Source organism: Duganella sp. CF402 (assembly GCF_900109645.1).
GTDB lineage: Bacteria > Pseudomonadota > Gammaproteobacteria > Burkholderiales > Burkholderiaceae_D > Rugamonas.
The window spans coordinates 468,722-484,582 of sequence record NZ_FOBG01000003.1 but is presented as its reverse complement, the minus strand read 5'-3'; the positions used below and the strand labels follow the sequence as shown (position 1 = coordinate 484,582).

The 15,861-nt window shown below is 63.7% G+C and carries 19 protein-coding genes; 14 read left to right on the top strand and 5 right to left on the bottom strand.

What is annotated here, in order from left to right:
* Positions 1–8: 8 nt before the first annotated feature.
* Positions 9–698, top strand: coding sequence for a DUF2461 domain-containing protein (locus tag BMZ70_RS24255; protein WP_092280313.1), 690 nt, complete (start codon positions 9–11; stop codon positions 696–698).
* 73 nt (positions 699–771) lie between these two features.
* On the opposite strand, the gene BMZ70_RS24250 is transcribed toward BMZ70_RS24255, so the two are convergent.
* The 5 genes from BMZ70_RS24250 to BMZ70_RS24230 form a co-directional block, all read right to left on the bottom strand.
* Positions 772–1,794: an NAD(P)H-dependent glycerol-3-phosphate dehydrogenase gene (locus BMZ70_RS24250; RefSeq protein WP_092280311.1), complete on the bottom strand. Its 1,023-nt coding sequence runs from the start codon at positions 1,792–1,794 to the stop codon at positions 772–774.
* A gap of 40 nt (positions 1,795–1,834) precedes the next feature.
* The gene (locus BMZ70_RS24245) at positions 1,835–2,278 is read right to left on the bottom strand and encodes an SH3 domain-containing protein (RefSeq protein ID WP_092280309.1); all 444 of its coding nucleotides are present in this window, start codon (positions 2,276–2,278) and stop codon (positions 1,835–1,837) included.
* Positions 2,279–2,339: 61 nt separating this feature from the next.
* Positions 2,340–2,813, bottom strand: coding sequence for a protein-export chaperone SecB (gene secB / locus BMZ70_RS24240; protein WP_092280307.1), 474 nt, complete (start codon positions 2,811–2,813; stop codon positions 2,340–2,342).
* Positions 2,814–2,973: 160 nt separating this feature from the next.
* The gene (gene grxC / locus BMZ70_RS24235) at positions 2,974–3,234 is read right to left on the bottom strand and encodes a glutaredoxin 3 (protein WP_092280395.1); all 261 of its coding nucleotides are present in this window, start codon (positions 3,232–3,234) and stop codon (positions 2,974–2,976) included.
* 15 nt (positions 3,235–3,249) lie between these two features.
* Positions 3,250–3,651, bottom strand: coding sequence for a rhodanese-like domain-containing protein (locus BMZ70_RS24230; protein WP_092280393.1), 402 nt, complete (start codon positions 3,649–3,651; stop codon positions 3,250–3,252).
* A gap of 100 nt (positions 3,652–3,751) precedes the next feature.
* Between BMZ70_RS24230 and gpmA the strand changes: the two genes are divergently transcribed.
* The 13 genes from gpmA to BMZ70_RS24165 all read left to right on the top strand — a co-directional run bounded on the left by gpmA (position 3,752) and on the right by BMZ70_RS24165 (position 15,848).
* Positions 3,752–4,498, top strand: coding sequence for a 2,3-diphosphoglycerate-dependent phosphoglycerate mutase (gene gpmA, locus BMZ70_RS24225; RefSeq protein WP_092280305.1), 747 nt, complete (start codon positions 3,752–3,754; stop codon positions 4,496–4,498).
* A 40-nt stretch (positions 4,499–4,538) separates the two neighbouring features.
* Positions 4,539–5,972, top strand: coding sequence for a murein hydrolase activator EnvC family protein (locus BMZ70_RS24220; RefSeq protein WP_092280391.1), 1,434 nt, complete (start codon positions 4,539–4,541; stop codon positions 5,970–5,972).
* Between the two features lie 14 nt (positions 5,973–5,986).
* Positions 5,987–7,372 (top strand): S41 family peptidase, encoded by a 1,386-nt coding sequence (locus BMZ70_RS24215; protein WP_092280303.1) that lies wholly within the window; start codon positions 5,987–5,989, stop codon positions 7,370–7,372.
* Positions 7,373–7,402: 30 nt separating this feature from the next.
* Positions 7,403–8,158, top strand: coding sequence for a HesA/MoeB/ThiF family protein (locus tag BMZ70_RS24210; protein ID WP_092280301.1), 756 nt, complete (start codon positions 7,403–7,405; stop codon positions 8,156–8,158).
* A 14-nt stretch (positions 8,159–8,172) separates the two neighbouring features.
* On the top strand, positions 8,173–10,296 hold the full coding sequence (locus BMZ70_RS24205) for an amidohydrolase family protein (RefSeq protein ID WP_229205570.1): 2,124 nt from the start codon (positions 8,173–8,175) through the stop codon (positions 10,294–10,296).
* A gap of 141 nt (positions 10,297–10,437) precedes the next feature.
* Positions 10,438–10,875, top strand: coding sequence for a type II secretion system major pseudopilin GspG (gene gspG / locus BMZ70_RS24200; RefSeq protein WP_092280297.1), 438 nt, complete (start codon positions 10,438–10,440; stop codon positions 10,873–10,875).
* 23 nt (positions 10,876–10,898) lie between these two features.
* A complete protein-coding gene (gene gspH, locus BMZ70_RS24195; protein WP_092280295.1) occupies positions 10,899–11,366 on the top strand; it encodes a type II secretion system minor pseudopilin GspH in 468 nt (155 codons plus the stop codon).
* A gap of 1 nt (position 11,367) precedes the next feature.
* Positions 11,368–11,751, top strand: a complete 384-nt coding sequence (gene gspI, locus BMZ70_RS24190) for a type II secretion system minor pseudopilin GspI (protein ID WP_092280293.1) — start codon at positions 11,368–11,370, stop codon at positions 11,749–11,751.
* The gene (locus BMZ70_RS24185) at positions 11,748–12,374 is read left to right on the top strand and encodes a PulJ/GspJ family protein (protein WP_092280291.1); all 627 of its coding nucleotides are present in this window, start codon (positions 11,748–11,750) and stop codon (positions 12,372–12,374) included. The genes gspI and BMZ70_RS24185 overlap by 4 nt, the downstream gene beginning before the upstream one ends.
* Positions 12,371–13,312: a type II secretion system minor pseudopilin GspK gene (gene gspK / locus BMZ70_RS24180; protein ID WP_092280289.1), complete on the top strand. Its 942-nt coding sequence runs from the start codon at positions 12,371–12,373 to the stop codon at positions 13,310–13,312. Before BMZ70_RS24185 ends, gspK begins: the two co-directional genes overlap by 4 nt.
* A 27-nt stretch (positions 13,313–13,339) precedes the next feature.
* Positions 13,340–14,572 (top strand): type II secretion system protein GspL, encoded by a 1,233-nt coding sequence (gspL, locus tag BMZ70_RS24175; RefSeq protein ID WP_092280287.1) that lies wholly within the window; start codon positions 13,340–13,342, stop codon positions 14,570–14,572.
* Positions 14,569–15,078 carry a type II secretion system protein GspM gene (gene gspM / locus BMZ70_RS24170; protein WP_092280285.1) on the top strand — a complete coding sequence of 170 codons (510 nt, stop codon included), beginning with the start codon at positions 14,569–14,571 and terminating at the stop codon, positions 15,076–15,078. Before gspL ends, gspM begins: the two co-directional genes overlap by 4 nt.
* On the top strand, positions 15,075–15,848 hold the full coding sequence (locus BMZ70_RS24165) for a type II secretion system protein N (protein ID WP_092280283.1): 774 nt from the start codon (positions 15,075–15,077) through the stop codon (positions 15,846–15,848). The genes gspM and BMZ70_RS24165 overlap by 4 nt, the downstream gene beginning before the upstream one ends.
* The last annotated feature ends 13 nt before the right edge of the window (positions 15,849–15,861 follow it).

Sequence of the window (15,861 nt, the reverse complement as noted above, 5' to 3'; positions counted from 1 at the left end):
GGAACACCATGCACCTGCGCGACCTGACCCAATACCTGCGAGAACTTGAGGCCAACAACAACCGTCCTTGGTTCATCATGAACAAGCCGCGCTACGACATCCTGCGCGAGGAATTCCTGCAAGTGGTGACGGAGATGATTGCCGAACTGGGCAAGTTTGATGCGCAGGTCAAGTTCAGCAATCCGAAGAAGGCGATGTTCCGCATCAACCGCGACGTGCGCTTCGCGCATGACAAGAGCCCGTACAAGACGCGCTTTTCGGCGGCGGTGGCGCCGAACGATATGCGGCGTCCGAGCAAGGCTGGCGGGCCGACCTACTACATGCAGATCGATGGCAGCGGCAAGCTGCTGTTCGGCGCCGGCGAATACATGCCGCCGCCGCATCGGTTGAAAGCGCTGCGCCAGCACATGGTCGACGACGCGGCTGGCTTCCGCAAGGTGTTGAAGAACAAGAAGCTGGTGGCGACCTATGGCGACATCCAGAACGAAGGCAAGTTGATGCGCCCGCCGAAAGGCTTCGATCCCGAGCACGAGCACATCGAATACATCAAGCTGAAGAGCTTCTTTGTGTGGACCGAGATCGACCTGCAGCTGAACAAGCCGGAGCTGCTGGTGCCGACCCTGGCGGCCGGCCTCAAGGACGCCTACCCGCTGGTCACTTGGATGCGCGAAGCGAAGTCGGACGTCGAAGAGGCATAAAATTCGGGGTCAGAGCCGACAATCGGACATTGCGCTAGCAAAATGTCCGATTGTCGGCTCTGACCCCGAATTTTTATTCGCCTTTGGGATCGCGTGACAGCAGGCGCGCCACCATTGCTTGCGGCTGGTCGCCGTCGAACAGCACCCCAGCCACAGCGTTGGTGATCGGCATTTCGACGCCGAGCCTGGCCGACAGTTCGCGCACGGCCTTGGCGCACGGCACACCCTCGGCCACATGGCCCAGCTCCTGCACGATCACATCCAGCGCTTTGCCTTGTGCCAGGCCTAAACCTACGCGGCGGTTGCGCGAGAGGTCGCCGGTGCAGGTCAGGATCAAGTCGCCCATGCCGGTCAGGCCCATGAAGGTTTCGGTCTGGCCGCCCAGCGCCACGCCAAGCCGGGTGATTTCCGCCAGCCCGCGCGTGATCAGCGCCGCACGCGCGTTCAGGCCCAAGCCCAGGCCATCGGCCGCGCCGGTAGCGATCGCCAGGATATTTTTCACGGCGCCACCCACTTCCACGCCGACCAGATCTTCGCTCGAATACACGCGCATATTGCCGCCGTGCGCGGTTTCCACCACGCTGGCGCGTAACGCCGCCGACTCCGAAGCGATGGTCAGCGCGCACGGCAGGCCCTTGGCCACCTCCTGCGCAAACGACGGCCCCGACAGCGCGCCGCCAGGCACCGTATCGCCCAGCACTTCACGCACGATCTGGTGCGGCAGCAGGCCGGTGTCGTATTCGAAGCCCTTGCACAGCCACACCACGTTGGGGATGGCGCGGCCTTTCAGCGAGTGCAGCAGCGGCCGCAAACCGGCCACCGGACAGGCCGCAATCAGCAGGCTGCCGGGCTCGGCCACATGGGCCAGCGCCGCCTCAAAGTCGCTGGCAACCTGCAAGCGATCGGGGAAGGTGTAGCCGGGCAGGTAGCTGTTTTCGCGCGCTACCGCCATCTCCTGCAGCGCGGCGGCGTTGCGGCCCCACAGCTGCACGTCGTGGCGCTGGGCCAGCGACAGGGCCACGGCGGTGCCCCAGGCGCCAGCGCCGAGCACGCTCACCTTGCGGACCGGGCCCGCTTGTTTATTCTTATCTTGCATGGGATCTCATTCGGCGCGTGGGAGTGCGCCGCTATGGCAATTATATGCCCCAGACTTCGGAAGTCTTGACGTAACCGATCAGGCCGTCGCGATGACGCACCTTGATCCAGCCGCCGGCCGCGCTTTCGCTGAGCTCCAGCAGCACGCCCTTGTCGGCGGTGAACACCGGGCTGGCCGTATCATCCGGCGTGGCGCGGACCTTCAGGTTGGCGCTCTTGACGATGACGTTGCGCTTGGCGCTCAGGCCCTTGGCCTCGGTCCACGCCAGCTCGCCGTTGACGTCGCGTACTTTCAGCCATTCGCCGTAGGCCAGCACCACTTCCAGCGGCGCGCCGCGCGGCACCACGAACAGCTTGCCGCCCTTGGTCGACGGCGCGTCGTACAGGATGACCGGGGCTGCGCCCACCGTTTTGAAATCGTAGGCCTGGCTGCCGGCAGCGGCCAGCGTCATGGTCAGGGCAGCGATTAAACGAGGGAGTGTCATGATGTACCTTGGGACGGGGTGAAACTGCCGCCAGGCGAGCGCCCGGCGGCGAAGGAACTGCTTAGTGAGTCGCGTCAGCGGCTGGGGCAGCGGCAGCTGCTTCAGCGATCGCTTGTTGACGCTGCTGGTAGAACACTTCGAAGTTGATCTCAGCCAGGTGCACTGGTGGGAAACCGGCACGGGTGATGGTGTCGGCGATGTTGGCGCGCAGGTATGGATACACGATGTTCGGGCAACCGATGCCCAGCAGTGGATCCAGCTGTTCCGCAGGAATGTTGCGCGCTTCGAAGATGCCGGCCTGCTTGCCTTCTACCAGGAAGGCCACTTTGTCTTTGACTTTGGCGGTCACGGTGATGGTGACGGTCGATTCGAAGATGCCGTCGGCCAGTGGCTCGGCGCCTACGTCCAGGGCTACTTCGATGGTCGGGGCTTCCTGTTCCAGGAAGATCGCCGGCGAATTAGGTTGTTCCAGCGACAGGTCTTTCAGGTAGACGCGTTGGATTTGGAATACTGGTTGCAGATTTTCTTCAGACATGGAACGCTTTCGTTATAGTAAATCGAGCGGCACCGGCCGCCCGGATGATGTTTGCTTGGTATGGCTAGAAGACAGCTCAAATCAAACGCGAGGGCAATTGTATCAAAACCATTATGGTTTTAAAGGCTTTCCACCCGACGTACGTTGTATTTGAGGGCCATTAGCCATTTAACAAGGGGGACAGGCCGCCCGCTTGATCGAGCGCATACAAATCGTCGAAACCGCCGACGTGGGTGTCGCCGATATAGATTTGCGGCACGGTGCGGCGGCCGGTCTTTTGCATCATGGAAATGCGTTGTTCCGGGTCCAGGTCCACCCGGATTTTCTTCAGCTCGGTTACACCCTTGGCTTCCAGCAGGCGCTCGGCGCGGATGCAGTACGGGCACACGGCGGTGGTGTACATAATCACTTCGGCAGTCATCTTGCTTTCCTCCAATTATTTCGCCAGCGGCAGGCCGGCTTTTTGCCATGCAGCAACGCCACCTTCGAGGTTGACCACGTCGCCGAAGCCGGCTTTGCCCAGTTTGGCGGCGGCGGCCGAACCACGGGCGTCGCTCTTGCCGACCACGATCAGGCTGCGGCTCTTGAACTTGTCCAGCTCCGCCAGGCGCTTGTCCAGCTCGGCCAGGGGGATATTCTTGGCGTCAGGCAAGTGACCTTCGGCGTATTCCTTGGCGTCGCGCACATCCAGGATGGTGGCTTTGCCGCGGTTAATCAACATGGTGATGTCTTGCGGGCTGCCGCGCTTGCCGCGCACGGTCAGGGACGGCCACAGCAGGGCGCCGCCGGAAACCAGTACGATGGCGATCAGAAAAATATTGTCAATGAAGAATTTCACAGGATTCCAATGGTTGAACTTAATGCGGCCATTATAAAATAGAAGCTGTATCAGCATTCAAAGCACCGGTTTTCCAACTTTTCTTGAAAAGATAGTCCACATGTACAAAATCGTTTTCATGCGCCACGGCGAATCCACCTGGAACCTGTCGAACCGCTTCACCGGCTGGACCGACGTTGATCTGACCGAAAAAGGCATCAATGAGGCCAAGCAGGCCGGCAAGCTGCTCAAGGAAGGCGGCTTCACTTTCGACCTGGCCTACACCTCGGTGCTGAAGCGCGCGGTGCGCACGCTGTGGCTGGCGCTGGACGAAATGGATGCGATGTACCTGCCGATCAAGAACGACTGGCGCCTGAACGAACGCCACTACGGCGCCCTGCAGGGCCTGGACAAGGGCGAGACCGCCGCCAAGTACGGCGACGAGCAAGTGCTCGTTTGGCGCCGCAGCTATGACACCCCGCCGCCAGCACTGGAAGCGACCGATGACCGCGCCTCGTTCAACGACCCGCGCTACGCCGGCCTGTCGAAAGAGCAGATCCCGCTGACCGAATGCCTGAAAGACACCGTGGCGCGCGTGGTGCCGGTGTGGGACGAGGAAATCGCCCCGGCCATCAAGGCTGGCAAGAAAATCATCATCTCGGCCCACGGCAACAGCCTGCGCGCCCTGATCAAGATGCTGGACGGCATCAGCGACAGCGATATCGTCGGCCTCAACATCCCGAACGGCACCCCGCTGGTGTACGAACTGGACGAAAACCTGAAGCCGCTCCGTCACTACTACCTGGGCGACGCCGATGCTATTGCTGCTGCGCAAGCTGCCGTAGCTAACCAGGGTAAGGCCAAGTAATTTGTCCTCTTCGTACCGCCATGTAGCCGCCGTGCTGCTGATGTTGTCGTTGGGAGCGCAAGCCGCTCCCTTCGGCAAAGCGACTGAACGCAGCAAGCAAAAAGCTGCCGCCGAGGCTGAACGCGCCGGCGTGCAGCAGAAGCTGAATGCGCTCAAGAAGGACATCAGCAAGACCGAATCCGCCAAGGACGACGCGGCCGACACGCTGGCCGAGTCCGAACAGGCGATTTCGGACGCCAACCGCGCGCTGCGCGACTTGCAGCAGGAGCAGGGCGACACCAACGTCAAGCTGCAAATGCTGTCGGCCGAGCACGACAAGCTGGCGGCCACGGTCGCGCATCAGAAGCAGCAGCTGGCCAAGCTGCTGCGCGAGCAGTACGTGGCCGGCAACGAAGACCGCATCAAGTTGCTGCTTTCCGGCGACAACCCCAACCGCATCAACCGCGATTTGCAGATGATGGCCTATGTCTCGCAGGCGCAGGCGCGTCTGCTGGACGCGCTGCGGGCCAACCTCAAGGCGGTCGAGGTCAACCAGGCAGAGGCGCAGAACGCCAAGGATGAGCTGGAAGAAATCGCGCAAGAACAATTGCAGCAAAAAGCCAAGCTGGAGCAGGAGAAGGCGCGCCGCGCCGCCCTGTTGACCACCTTGTCGAAGAAACTGGTGGCCCAGCGCAAGGAAGCGGGCAACCTCGAGCGTGACGAGCAGCGCATGACCGGGCTGGTCGACAAGCTGAACAAGCTGATCGCCGAGCAGGCCATCGCTGCCGCTGCCGAGAAGAAACGCCAGGAACAACTGGCGGCCGCGAAAGCCGCCGCCAAGGCCAAGGCGGAAGCCGACGCCCGCGCGCTGGCCAAGGCCAAAGCCGCCGAGGCGGAGCGCCAGCGCCTGGCCAAGGCCAACAACAATACCAAGTCCGGCACCATCAAGCCGGCCACGCCGAATCCCGCCGATGCGATCGACGCCGACGAGCCGAAGGTGGCCGCCGTCAAGCCGGCCCCGGCGCCGGCCCCGGCCCCGGTGGACGACACGCCGCCGGCCAAGGCGGCCGACATCGCGCTGGCCCCGGCTGCGCCGGCCGGCGCCTTCGCCAGCCTGAAAGGCCAGCTGCGCGCGCCGGTGGCGGGCAAGGTGGCCGCCAAGTTCGGCTCCAAGCGCGGCGACGGCCCGAGCTGGAAGGGTGTGTTCATCCGCAGCGCCGAAGGCGCCGACGTGCACGCCATCGCCGGCGGCCGCGTGGTGTTTGCCGACTGGCTGCGCGGCTTCGGCAACCTGATCATCGTCGACCACGGCAGCCAGTACATGAGCATTTACGGTAACAACCAGTCGCTGCTCAAACGGGCCGGCGACATCGTCAAGGCCGGAGACCCGATCGCCAGCGCAGGTAACAGCGGCGGCAACGAGGAATCGGGGCTATACTTTGAACTTCGCCATCAGGGCGCGGCATTCGACCCGGCTGGCTGGGTCAAGTTTTAAGGTTCGCAGGAAAAATGGGCAACAAAGTCAAGAACATCGGCCTGATCGGCCTCGGTATGGTGGCTGGCGTTGCCGCCTCGTTCCAGTTTTCCGCCATCGCGCAAAAAGTCACCAGCCTGCCGCTGCCGCTGGAAGAGCTGCGCCAGCTGTCCGACGTGTTTGGCCTGATCAAGACCGACTACGTTGAAAACGTCGACGACAAGAAGCTGCTCACCGAAGCCATTTCCGGCATGGTCGCCTCGCTCGACCCGCATTCGGTCTACCTCGATAAAAAAGCCTTCCGCGAAATGCGCGAGACCGTGGCCGGCCGGTTTGTCGGCGTCGGCGTTGAAGTGGCGCTGGAGGACGGCTACGTCAAAGTGGTCTCGCCGATTGAAGACACGCCCGCCTTCAAGGCCGGCATCAAGGCCGGCGACATCATCACCCGCATCGACGGTACGCTCATCAAAGGCATGTCGCTCGATGAGTCGGTGAAGAAGATGCGCGGCGAGCCGCGTTCCAAGGTCACCGTCACCGTCAGCCGCAAGGATGAAGACAAGCCGCTGGTGTTCAACATGCTGCGCGAGGAAATCCGCGTGCAGAGCGTGAAGGCCAAGATCGTCGAGCCGGGCTATGCGTGGGTGCGTATCTCGCAATTCCAGGAACCGACGGTGGAAGACATGGCGAAGAAGATCACCGCCCTGTACCAGCAGGACCCGCACATCAAAGGTCTGGTGCTCGACCTGCGCAACGATCCGGGCGGCGTGGTGCCGGGCGCGATCGGCGTGTCGGCCGCCTTCCTGCCCAAGGACTCGGTGATCGTCTCCACCAACGGCCAGCTGCAATCGTCCAAGGAGACTTTCTACGGCCGCCAGGAATTCTACGCGCCGCGCGCCAAGACCGACCCGCTGGCCAAGCTGCCGGCCGGGTTGAAAGACGTGCCGATGGTGGTGCTGGTGAACGGCGGCTCCGCCTCCGCTTCCGAAATCGTGGCCGGTGCGCTGCAGGACTACAAGCGCGCCACCATCATCGGCCAGCAGACCTTCGGCAAAGGCTCGGTGCAGACCTTGCGCCAGCTGACCGCCGATACCGCCGTCAAGCTGACCACCGCGCGCTACTACACGCCGAAGAACCGCGCCATTCAGGCACTGGGCATCACGCCGGACCTGAAGGTCGACGAGACGGCCGAAGGCGATGGCCTGAACCGCCTGCGCGTGCGCGAAGCCGACCTGCAAAAACATCTCGGCAACGACAAGGATCCGCAAGCCGAAGCGGCCAAGCGCGACCCGCAGGAAGAAGCGCAAGCCGTCGCCGCACTGGCCAAGAAAACCAAGCCGGTGGAATTCGGCTCCAGGGATGACTTCCAGCTGGAGCAGGCGCTGAACCACTTCAAGGGCTTGCCGGTCAAACTGTCCAAATAAACCGCTGCGCGCCAACGCCGCAGAGAGACGATGAACGACTCACAATTGCTGCGCTACTCGCGCCACATCCTGCTCGACGAAATCGGCATCGAAGGCCAGCAAAAGCTGCTGGCCGCGCATGCGCTGGTGATTGGCGCCGGCGGCCTCGGTTCGCCGGCCGCCATGTATCTGGCGTCGGCCGGCGTGGGCCGCATCACGCTGGTCGACAACGATACCGTCGACCTGACCAACCTGCAGCGCCAGATCGCCCACACCACCGAACGCGTCGGCCAGTCCAAGGCCGAATCGGCGCGCATCACGCTACAGCAGATCAATCCCGAAATCACGGTCACTGCGCTGAACGAGCGTGTGGGCGACGCGCGCCTGGCCGCGCTGGTGGCCGATGCCGGCGTGGTATTGGACTGCACCGACAACTTCGCCACCCGCCACGCCGTCAACCGTGCCTGCGTGGCGGCGCGCAAGCCGCTGGTGTCGGGCGCGGTGATCCGTTTTGATGGGCAGATCAGCGTGTTCGATCTCCGTAGCGGTGAGCAGCCGTGCTACTCCTGCCTGTTCCCGCAGGACCAAAAATTCGAGGACGTGGCTTGCTCGACGATGGGCGTGTTCGCGCCGCTGGTGGGCGTGGTCGGCGCCATGCAGGCGGCCGAAGCGCTGAAATTATTGATGGACGTGGGCGGCTCGCTGGCCGGACGCCTGTTGATGCTGGATGGCCTGCGCATGGAATGGACTTCCATCGCGGTGGGCCGCAATGGCGCATGCCCCGTGTGCGCCGCTCAAACCAAATAAAAAGGGAGAACCTCTTGCTGACGAAACGTCTCGCTGTACTGCCACTGGCATTGGCCGCCGCCTTCGGCGCGCACGCCGCCACCACCACCAAATACCTGATCATCTCCGAGAACGCCAACAAGCAAATCGGCCAGCAGATCGTCGAGCGCCAGGATGACGGCCTGACCAAGGTGAGCTTCGGCTACAAGGACAACGGCCGTGGCCCGGACCTGGAAGAACAGTTCCGCCTTGGCGCGGACGGCACCATGACCGAGTATTCGGTCAAGGGCAACTCGACTTTCGGCGCGGTGGTGAATGAACAGTTCAGCCGCAAGGGCGACCACGCCCAGTGGAAATCGACCTCCGAGCAGGGTGAGAAAACCGTCAGCGGCGCGGCCGCCTACCTGCCATTGAATTCGTCGTTCGAAGTGGAGTCGGTGGCCATCGCCGCGCTGGCGAAAACGCCGGACGGCAAACTGCCGCTGCTGCCGTCGGGCACCCTGTCGCAGCGCGTGCTCGATAGCGTGGAAGTCACCAGCGCCACCGGCCAGAAACAAACCGTGAACCTGGTGGCGCAAACCGGCATTGGCCTGTCGCCGTCGTTCTACTGGACCACCAGCGGCGCCAATCCGCGCCTGTTCGGCGTTATCATGCCGGGCTTCGGCAATGTGCTGGAAGAGGGCTGGCAGACGGTCGCGCCGGTACTGGCGCAGCGCCAGAAAACCGCCGAGCAGCAGATGCTGACCGACGCCGCCGCCAAGCTGCAACACCCGCTCACCGGCCTGACCGTGGTGCGCAATGCGCGCATCTTCGACAGTGAAAAAGCCACCGTCGGCCAGCCGTCCGATATCTATGTGCTGCGCGGCCGCATCACCTCGATCCAGCCGGCCGGCTCGCCAACGCGCGACGCTGACAACGTGATCGACGCCGCCGGCCGCATCGTGCTGCCTGGCCTGTTCGACCTGCATGGCCACGTCGACCGCTGGTCCGGTGCGCTGAATATGTCGACCGGCGTTACTTCCGTGCGCGACATGGGCAACGACAACGCCCAGCTGCAAGCCATGCTGGATGAAACGGCGGCCGGCAAGCTGCTGGCGCCGCAGGTGGTGCCGGCCGGCTTCCTCGAAGGCGAGAGCCCATACAGCGCCAATAACGGTTTCGTCATCAAGGACCTGAAGCAAGCCAAGGACGCCATCGACTGGTACGCGCAGCGTGGCTACCCTCAGCTGAAGATTTATAACTCCTTCCCGAAAGCCATCCTGAAGGACACCATCGCCTATGCACACAGCCGTGGCATGCGCGTTTCCGGCCACATCCCGGCCGGCTTGCGCGCGCAGGAAGCGCTGGATGCGGGCTATGACGAGATCCAGCACATCAACCAGGTGCTGCTCAATTTCCTGGTCAAGCCGGACACCGAAACCCGGAACCTGAACCGCTTCGTGCTGCCGTCCGAGAAGGTGGCGGACCTCGATTTCAATTCCAGGCCGGTGAAGGACTTCGTGGCCCTGCTGGCGAAGAAGCAGATTTCGATCGACCCTACGCTGGCCACCTTCGCCTTCCTCAAGCAGCGCGACGGCGACATGAACGAGCCTTACGCTGCGGTGGCGTCGCACATGCCGCCGGACGTGGCGCGCGGCTTCAAGGTCGGCACCATGAAGATCGACGGCGATGCGCAGCTCAAGCGCTACGAGAAGTCCTACGCCAAGATGGTGCAATTCGTCGGCATCATGTACAAGGCCGGCGTGCCGATCGTGGCCGGCACCGACGATATCGCCGGCTTCACGCTGCACTCGGAGCTGGCGCTGCTGGTCAAGGCCGGCCTGACGCCGGCGCAGGCGCTGCAAGTGGCGACCCGCAACGGCGCGCGCTACACCCGCACCACCAATGACCGTGGCAGCATCGCGGCTGGCAAGCTGGCTGATATCGTGCTGGTGGATGGCGACCCGACCAGGAACATCGAGGACGTGCGCAAAGTGTCGGCGGTGATCACGCGCGGTTACCTGATCTACCCTCAGGAAATCGACGCCGCGCTGGGCATCGCACCATTCGTCGGCGAGGCGCCGAAAGTGATGAAGGCGGTGCCGGCAGCGGTCACCTACGGCGGCGGCAACGACGGCGCGCGCGCACGCATCGAAGCGAGCGCCAAGAAGCACGAATAAGGCTTAAGGTCAGTAAGTCCATGTAAAGAAACGGTCATATTAAGAGCTGTTTAAGCGCCAAAGCGGATAAATCACGGCCAAATGTCGCAAGGGCCGTGATTCCGCCTTATACTCTGCACTCATTTTTATTCGTTACCAAATATGAAAAAGTTTTCTACCCGTTCCCAGCGCGGCTTTACGCTGATCGAAATCATGGTGGTCGTGGTCATCATGGGCGTGCTGGCCGCGCTGGTGGTGCCCAAGCTGATTAGCCGTACCGGTGAATCCAAGGTAGCCGCCGCCAAGGTCGATATCGCGACCATCATGCAGGCACTGAAGCTGTATAAGCTGGATAACCAGCGCTATCCGACCACCGAGCAAGGCCTGCAGGCGCTGATCGAGAAGCCGACCGGCGGTCCGGCCGCCAATGGCTGGAAGGCCGGCGGTTACGTTGAGAAAATGCCGAAAGACCCGTGGGGCAACCAGTACCAGTATCTTGCGCCAGGCATCAAGGGCGAGATCGACGTGTTCTCCTACGGCGCCGACGGCCAGCCAGGCGGCACCGGCGATGACGCCGATATTGGCTCCTGGGATAACTGATCCATCATCAATCCATCATCATTATGCGCGGCGAGCGTGGCTTCACGCTGATTGAACTGCTGGTCGTGATGGTCATCCTGGGCATCACGCTGGGACTGGTGTCGCTGAATGCGATGCCGGGCCAGAAGCAGGCCATGCAGCAGGACGCCAAGCGCATCGCGCTGTTGCTGCAACTGGCGCGCGATGAAGCCATCGTGCGCAACCGCCAGATCGCGTTTGAAGCGAGCGCCGACAATTACCGCTTCATGATCCGCAACGACAACAAGCAATGGGAGCAGGTGGTGCAGGACGACTTGCTGCGCGAGCGCGAATTCAAGAACGCACCGGTCACGCTGATGCTGGACCCGGCGCCGCCGTTACCCGAACCCACGCTGCGCATCATCTTCGGCCGCGAGCCGGTCGACAAACCCTTTGTGCTGACCATGACCGCCAGCGATGGCGGCAGCGTCGCCATCCGCGCCGACGGCATCGGCCACTTTACGGTGGACTGAGATGCGGCGCACGATTCAACGACCATTCAATCGCGGCTTCACCATGCTGGAAGTGCTGGTCGCGCTGATGATCGTGGCCACCGCGCTGATCGCATCGCTGCGCGCGGTCGGCAGCCTGACTTCCAACAGCGACGGCCTGCGCGCCAACATGATGTCGACCTGGTCGGCCGAGAACCGGCTGGTGCAAATGCGCCTGTCCAAGACCTTTCCGCCGGTCGGCAAGCAAACCTACGAATGCCCGCAGGGCGACCTGCAACTGATGTGCGAGGAAGAAGTCATCGCCAGCCCGAATCCGCGCTTCCGCCGGGTCGAGGTCAGCGTGTACGAGGCCGCGCATCCTGAGCGCCGCATCATCAAGCTGGTCCAACTGGTGCTGAATTCATGATCAAACATGCGCGCGGCTTTACGCTGATCGAACTGCTGCTGGCGATTTCCATCCTCGCTATCATCGCGGTGCTGGGCTGGCGCGGGCTCGATAGCATCGTCCGTTCGCGTGAAACGCTCACCGCCGGCATGGACCAGACGCGCGGCCTGCAACTGGCTTTCGCGCAGATGCAGAGCGATTGCGAGAACATCGCCGACACTACGTTGCTGCGCAGCCGCGCCTTCCTGCAGGCGGAAGACAACCGCATCACGCTGGTGCGCCTGGTGATGGCGGAGAACCAGCCGACGCGCTTGCAGGTGGTGTCCTATCGCGTGGTCGACGGCGTGTTGACGCGGCGCGAGTCGCTGGCCACGCGTGAGCTGACGCAGCTCGACAATCTGTGGCAGGCGGCGCTGGGCGATACCGATTCCAGCATGGCTGCGGTGGCGCTGCAATCGGGCGTGCAGGGGATGGCGATGCGCTTCTGGATGCCCAGCGTCAGCGGCTCGGCCGCCGGCTGGCGCCCGGCCGCCGGCGTGTCGACCGCCGGCAGCGGCAATCTGCCGACCGGACTGGAAGTCTCGCTGACGCAGCAGGGACAGGAGATCCCGCTGGTGAAGTCATTCCTGCTGGGGGCACTGTGAAGCTGAAGCGGCAACAAGGCGTGGCCGTGGTGACGGCGCTGTTGCTGACCACACTGGCGGTGACCATCGTCGCCAGCCTGTTCTGGCAGCAGCAGGTGCAGGTGCGCTCGATGGAGAACCAGCGCCTGCAACTGCAAACGCGCTGGATCGTGCGCGGCGCCCTGGACCTGAGCCGCTTGATCCTGAACCAGGACGTGAGCGACTCGCCCAATTACACGCAACTGAACGGGATCTGGGCCACGCCGCTGGAAGAAACGCGGCTGGATGATTACGTGGAGCGCGAGCGCCTGCAAGGCGAGAACTTCAACGCCACGCTGTCCGGCCGCATGGAGGATGCGCAGGGCCGCTTCAACCTGGCCAACCTGGCGGGCAGCCAGCAGACCAACGCCGACGAAGTGGAAGTGTTCGAGCGCCTGCTGTCCAACCTGCGCCTTGATTCCAGCCTGGCGCAAGCCACGGCGCAGCTGGTGAAGAATGCCACGCCGGCTGCCGCTACGCCGACTGCGCAGGCCACCACCACCAGCCAGCCTATCGGCCTGGTGCGGGTGGAGGATTTGCTGGCGGTGAGCGGCTTTACGCCGCAAGCCATTGAACAGCTACGCGACTATGTCATCATACTGCCGGTTGGCGGCAGCAAGCTCAATGTGAATACCGCGCCGGCCGAGCTGTTATCGGCGCTGGTGCCAGGCCTGTCGCTGTCGGATGCAGCGGCGATGGTCAGTGCGCGCAAAAAGGCGTGGTATCTCAATATCGGGGATTTCAGCGGGAAGCCGCAGGTGAGCGGCAAGCCGATCAAGGCCTTGTGGGATGTGCGCAGCGATTACTTCCTGGCCTATAGCCGGGTAAGGCTGGACCGCGCCACGCTCGACACACAGGCCTTGTTGTATCGGCCGGGAACCAAGCCACTCACCGAAGTGAAATGGATACGGGAATACTAGAACAGCGATGAACGAAAGCGAGATCCTTTGACGACATTATTTATTCGCTATCCGGCCAAGGCCAGCGTCGACAGCGGCGCGGCCCAGAGCTGCCCGTTCGCGCTGGTGGGCGACGGCGGCAACCTGCTGCAGCAAGGCGCCGCACCGCTGGGCAACCTGTCCGACATGGTGGCCTCCGCGCGCCGCGTGACGCTGCTGCTGGCCGCCGCCGACGTCACCCTGCTGCGCGTGAAAGCGCCGCCGCTGTCGGCCTCCAAACTCAAGGCCGCGCTGCCGGCGCTGGTCGAAGAGCAAGTGCTGGGCGACCCGGCCGACTGCGTGCTGGCCGCCACCGCTGAAGACAGCGAAGGCCTGCGCACCGTGGCCGTGGTGCAGCGCGCATGGCTGGAAGTGCTGGTCAAGGCGCTGCTGGCGCAAGGCGCGCACGCCGTGTCGGCGGTGCCGGCGCAACTGTGCCTGCCGTTCCAGCCGGGCGCCGTCTCGGCCGCGCTGCAGCCGGGCGACGCCGGTTTCGATCTGGTGCTGCGCCAGTCGCAGTTCGAAGGCCTGGGCATGACGCTGCCGGCGCAGCCGCAAACCGCGCTGCAGACGCTGCGTGCGCTGGCCGGCGACCAGCCGGTTACGCTGTATCTCAGTCAGTCGCAAATGGCGCAGTTCTCGCCACTGGCCGCCGAAGTACCGCACCTGACGCTGGAGCAGGAGCGCTGGGAGCACTGGGTGGCATCGTCGCGCAGCGCCGGCGTCGACCTGGTCCCCGCACTGGGCGCCAGTGGCGCCTCGTCGCGTGCGTGGCAGCGCTGGCGCTGGCCGTTGCGCATCGCCGTGCTGGCGCTGCTGGTCAACGTGGCGGGCATCAATATCGAATGGCTGCGCCTCAAAGGCGAAGCCAAGGTCGTGAACCAGTCGATGGTGCAAACCTTCAAGTCGGTCTATCCGAGAGAGCCGCTGATTACCGAGCCGCTGGCGCAAATGGGCCGCAACATCCGTCTCGCCCAGGCCAATAACGGCCAGGCCGGCGGCGACGAATTCGTCACCCTCGGCGCCGGCTTCGGCGAAGCGCTCGGCGTGCTGCCGCGCCGCGACATCATCGCCTCGCTGGAATACAAGGACCATGCGCTGGTGGTCAAGGTCAAGCCGAACACCGTGGATGCGGCGCAGGTCGCGCAACTGCGCTCGGCGCTGGCCGGCCGCAAGCTCGATATGCAGGAGCCGACGCCGGGTAGCTGGAAGATCGTGCCGGCCGCCGGAGGAAAATCATGAGCAAGCCAAATCCCATTCAAGAACTGCGCGCGCGCGCCGACGCCTTCTGGCAAGTGCGCACCGAGCAGGAACGCAAGCTGCTGCGCATCGGCGGCATCGTGGTCGGCCTCGGGCTGTTTTACGGCCTGCTGATCGATCCTGCGCTGACTGGCCGCGCGGCGCTGCATAAATCGCTGCCGCAGCTGCACCAGCAAGCCGCTGAAATGCAGGCGATGGCGCGCGAAGCACAGGCGCTGCAAAGCCAGAACACCATCGCCCCGACGCCGATGACGCGCGATAACCTGAACACCAGCCTGGCGGCGCGCGGCCTGAATCCGCAATCGCTCAACGTCACCGGCGAATACGCCAAGCTGCAATTCACCGGCGTGCAGTACGCCGGTGTGGTGGCGTGGCTGGATGCGATCCGCATCGAGAGCCGCATCGCCGTGGTGGACGCCAGCTTTACCGCGCAGGACGCGCCGGGCGTGGTCAACGCCAGCCTGACGCTGCGCCAGGGAGCCCGATGAGTCGCGCCGTGCTATGGTTGCTGACCGTGGTGCTGACCGTGGTCCTCACGCTGGCGGTGTTTTTCCCGGCTGCGTGGCTGGGTTCCATTGTCGAGCAGCGCACCGGCGGCCGTTTGACGCTGGGGGACGCGCAAGGTACGCTGTGGCGGGGTTCGGCCTTTATCGGCGGCGCGGCGGGCAATAACAGCCCGGTTACGCCGCTGCTGCCGGGGCGCTTCAGCTGGAAGATTTCGCCGCTGGCGCTGGTCGGCATGGTCGATATGCAGCTGGAGAATCCGGAAGCGCTGGCGCAGCCGGTGACCTTCCGTGGCGGCTGGTCGCATTGGCAACTGAGCCCGTCGGCGCTGCTGCTGCCGGCTGAAGGCCTGGCCGGTTTGGGCGCGCCGCTGAACACGATGGCGCCGAGCGGCACCATGCGCTTGTCGTGGACCGGCCTGGAACTGGTGCTGGCCAATCGCCAGCTCAGCGTCGAAGGCCGCACCACGCTGGAGATGACCGACATGGCCTCGCGCCTGTCGGCCATACGCCCGCTGGGCAGTTACGCAATGGCGCTGGACTGGCACGGCCAGCAGGCGCAGTTGACGCTCAGTTCCGTCAAAGGGCCGCTGCTGCTGAGCGGCCAGGGAAGTTTGAATAACGGCCGCCTGCAGTTTTCCGGGCAGGCCGAGGCAGCACAAGGATACGACGAGACGTTGGCCAATCTATTGAATTTGCTGGGCCAGCGCAAGCCAGGTAGTGACCGCAATGTCATCGCATTAGAGTTTCATTGAGATAAAGCCCGAC

Coding starts and splice junctions, on each gene's coding strand:
- gspH (WP_092280295.1), top strand. CDS start 10,899: ATGCGCGGCGAGCGTGGCTTCACGCTGATTGAACTGCTGGTCGTGATG.
- gspG (WP_092280297.1), top strand. CDS start 10,438: ATGAAAAAGTTTTCTACCCGTTCCCAGCGCGGCTTTACGCTGATCGAA.
- gspM (WP_092280285.1), top strand. CDS start 14,569: ATGAGCAAGCCAAATCCCATTCAAGAACTGCGCGCGCGCGCCGACGCC.
- gspI (WP_092280293.1), top strand. CDS start 11,368: ATGCGGCGCACGATTCAACGACCATTCAATCGCGGCTTCACCATGCTG.
- secB (WP_092280307.1), bottom strand. CDS start 2,813: ATGTCTGAAGAAAATCTGCAACCAGTATTCCAAATCCAACGCGTCTAC.
- BMZ70_RS24215 (WP_092280303.1), top strand. CDS start 5,987: ATGGGCAACAAAGTCAAGAACATCGGCCTGATCGGCCTCGGTATGGTG.
- grxC (WP_092280395.1), bottom strand. CDS start 3,234: ATGACTGCCGAAGTGATTATGTACACCACCGCCGTGTGCCCGTACTGC.
- BMZ70_RS24255 (WP_092280313.1), top strand. CDS start 9: ATGCACCTGCGCGACCTGACCCAATACCTGCGAGAACTTGAGGCCAAC.
- BMZ70_RS24185 (WP_092280291.1), top strand. CDS start 11,748: ATGATCAAACATGCGCGCGGCTTTACGCTGATCGAACTGCTGCTGGCG.
- gpmA (WP_092280305.1), top strand. CDS start 3,752: ATGTACAAAATCGTTTTCATGCGCCACGGCGAATCCACCTGGAACCTG.
- BMZ70_RS24250 (WP_092280311.1), bottom strand. CDS start 1,794: ATGCAAGATAAGAATAAACAAGCGGGCCCGGTCCGCAAGGTGAGCGTG.
- BMZ70_RS24210 (WP_092280301.1), top strand. CDS start 7,403: ATGAACGACTCACAATTGCTGCGCTACTCGCGCCACATCCTGCTCGAC.
- BMZ70_RS24165 (WP_092280283.1), top strand. CDS start 15,075: ATGAGTCGCGCCGTGCTATGGTTGCTGACCGTGGTGCTGACCGTGGTC.
- BMZ70_RS24245 (WP_092280309.1), bottom strand. CDS start 2,278: ATGACACTCCCTCGTTTAATCGCTGCCCTGACCATGACGCTGGCCGCT.
- BMZ70_RS24220 (WP_092280391.1), top strand. CDS start 4,539: ATGTTGTCGTTGGGAGCGCAAGCCGCTCCCTTCGGCAAAGCGACTGAA.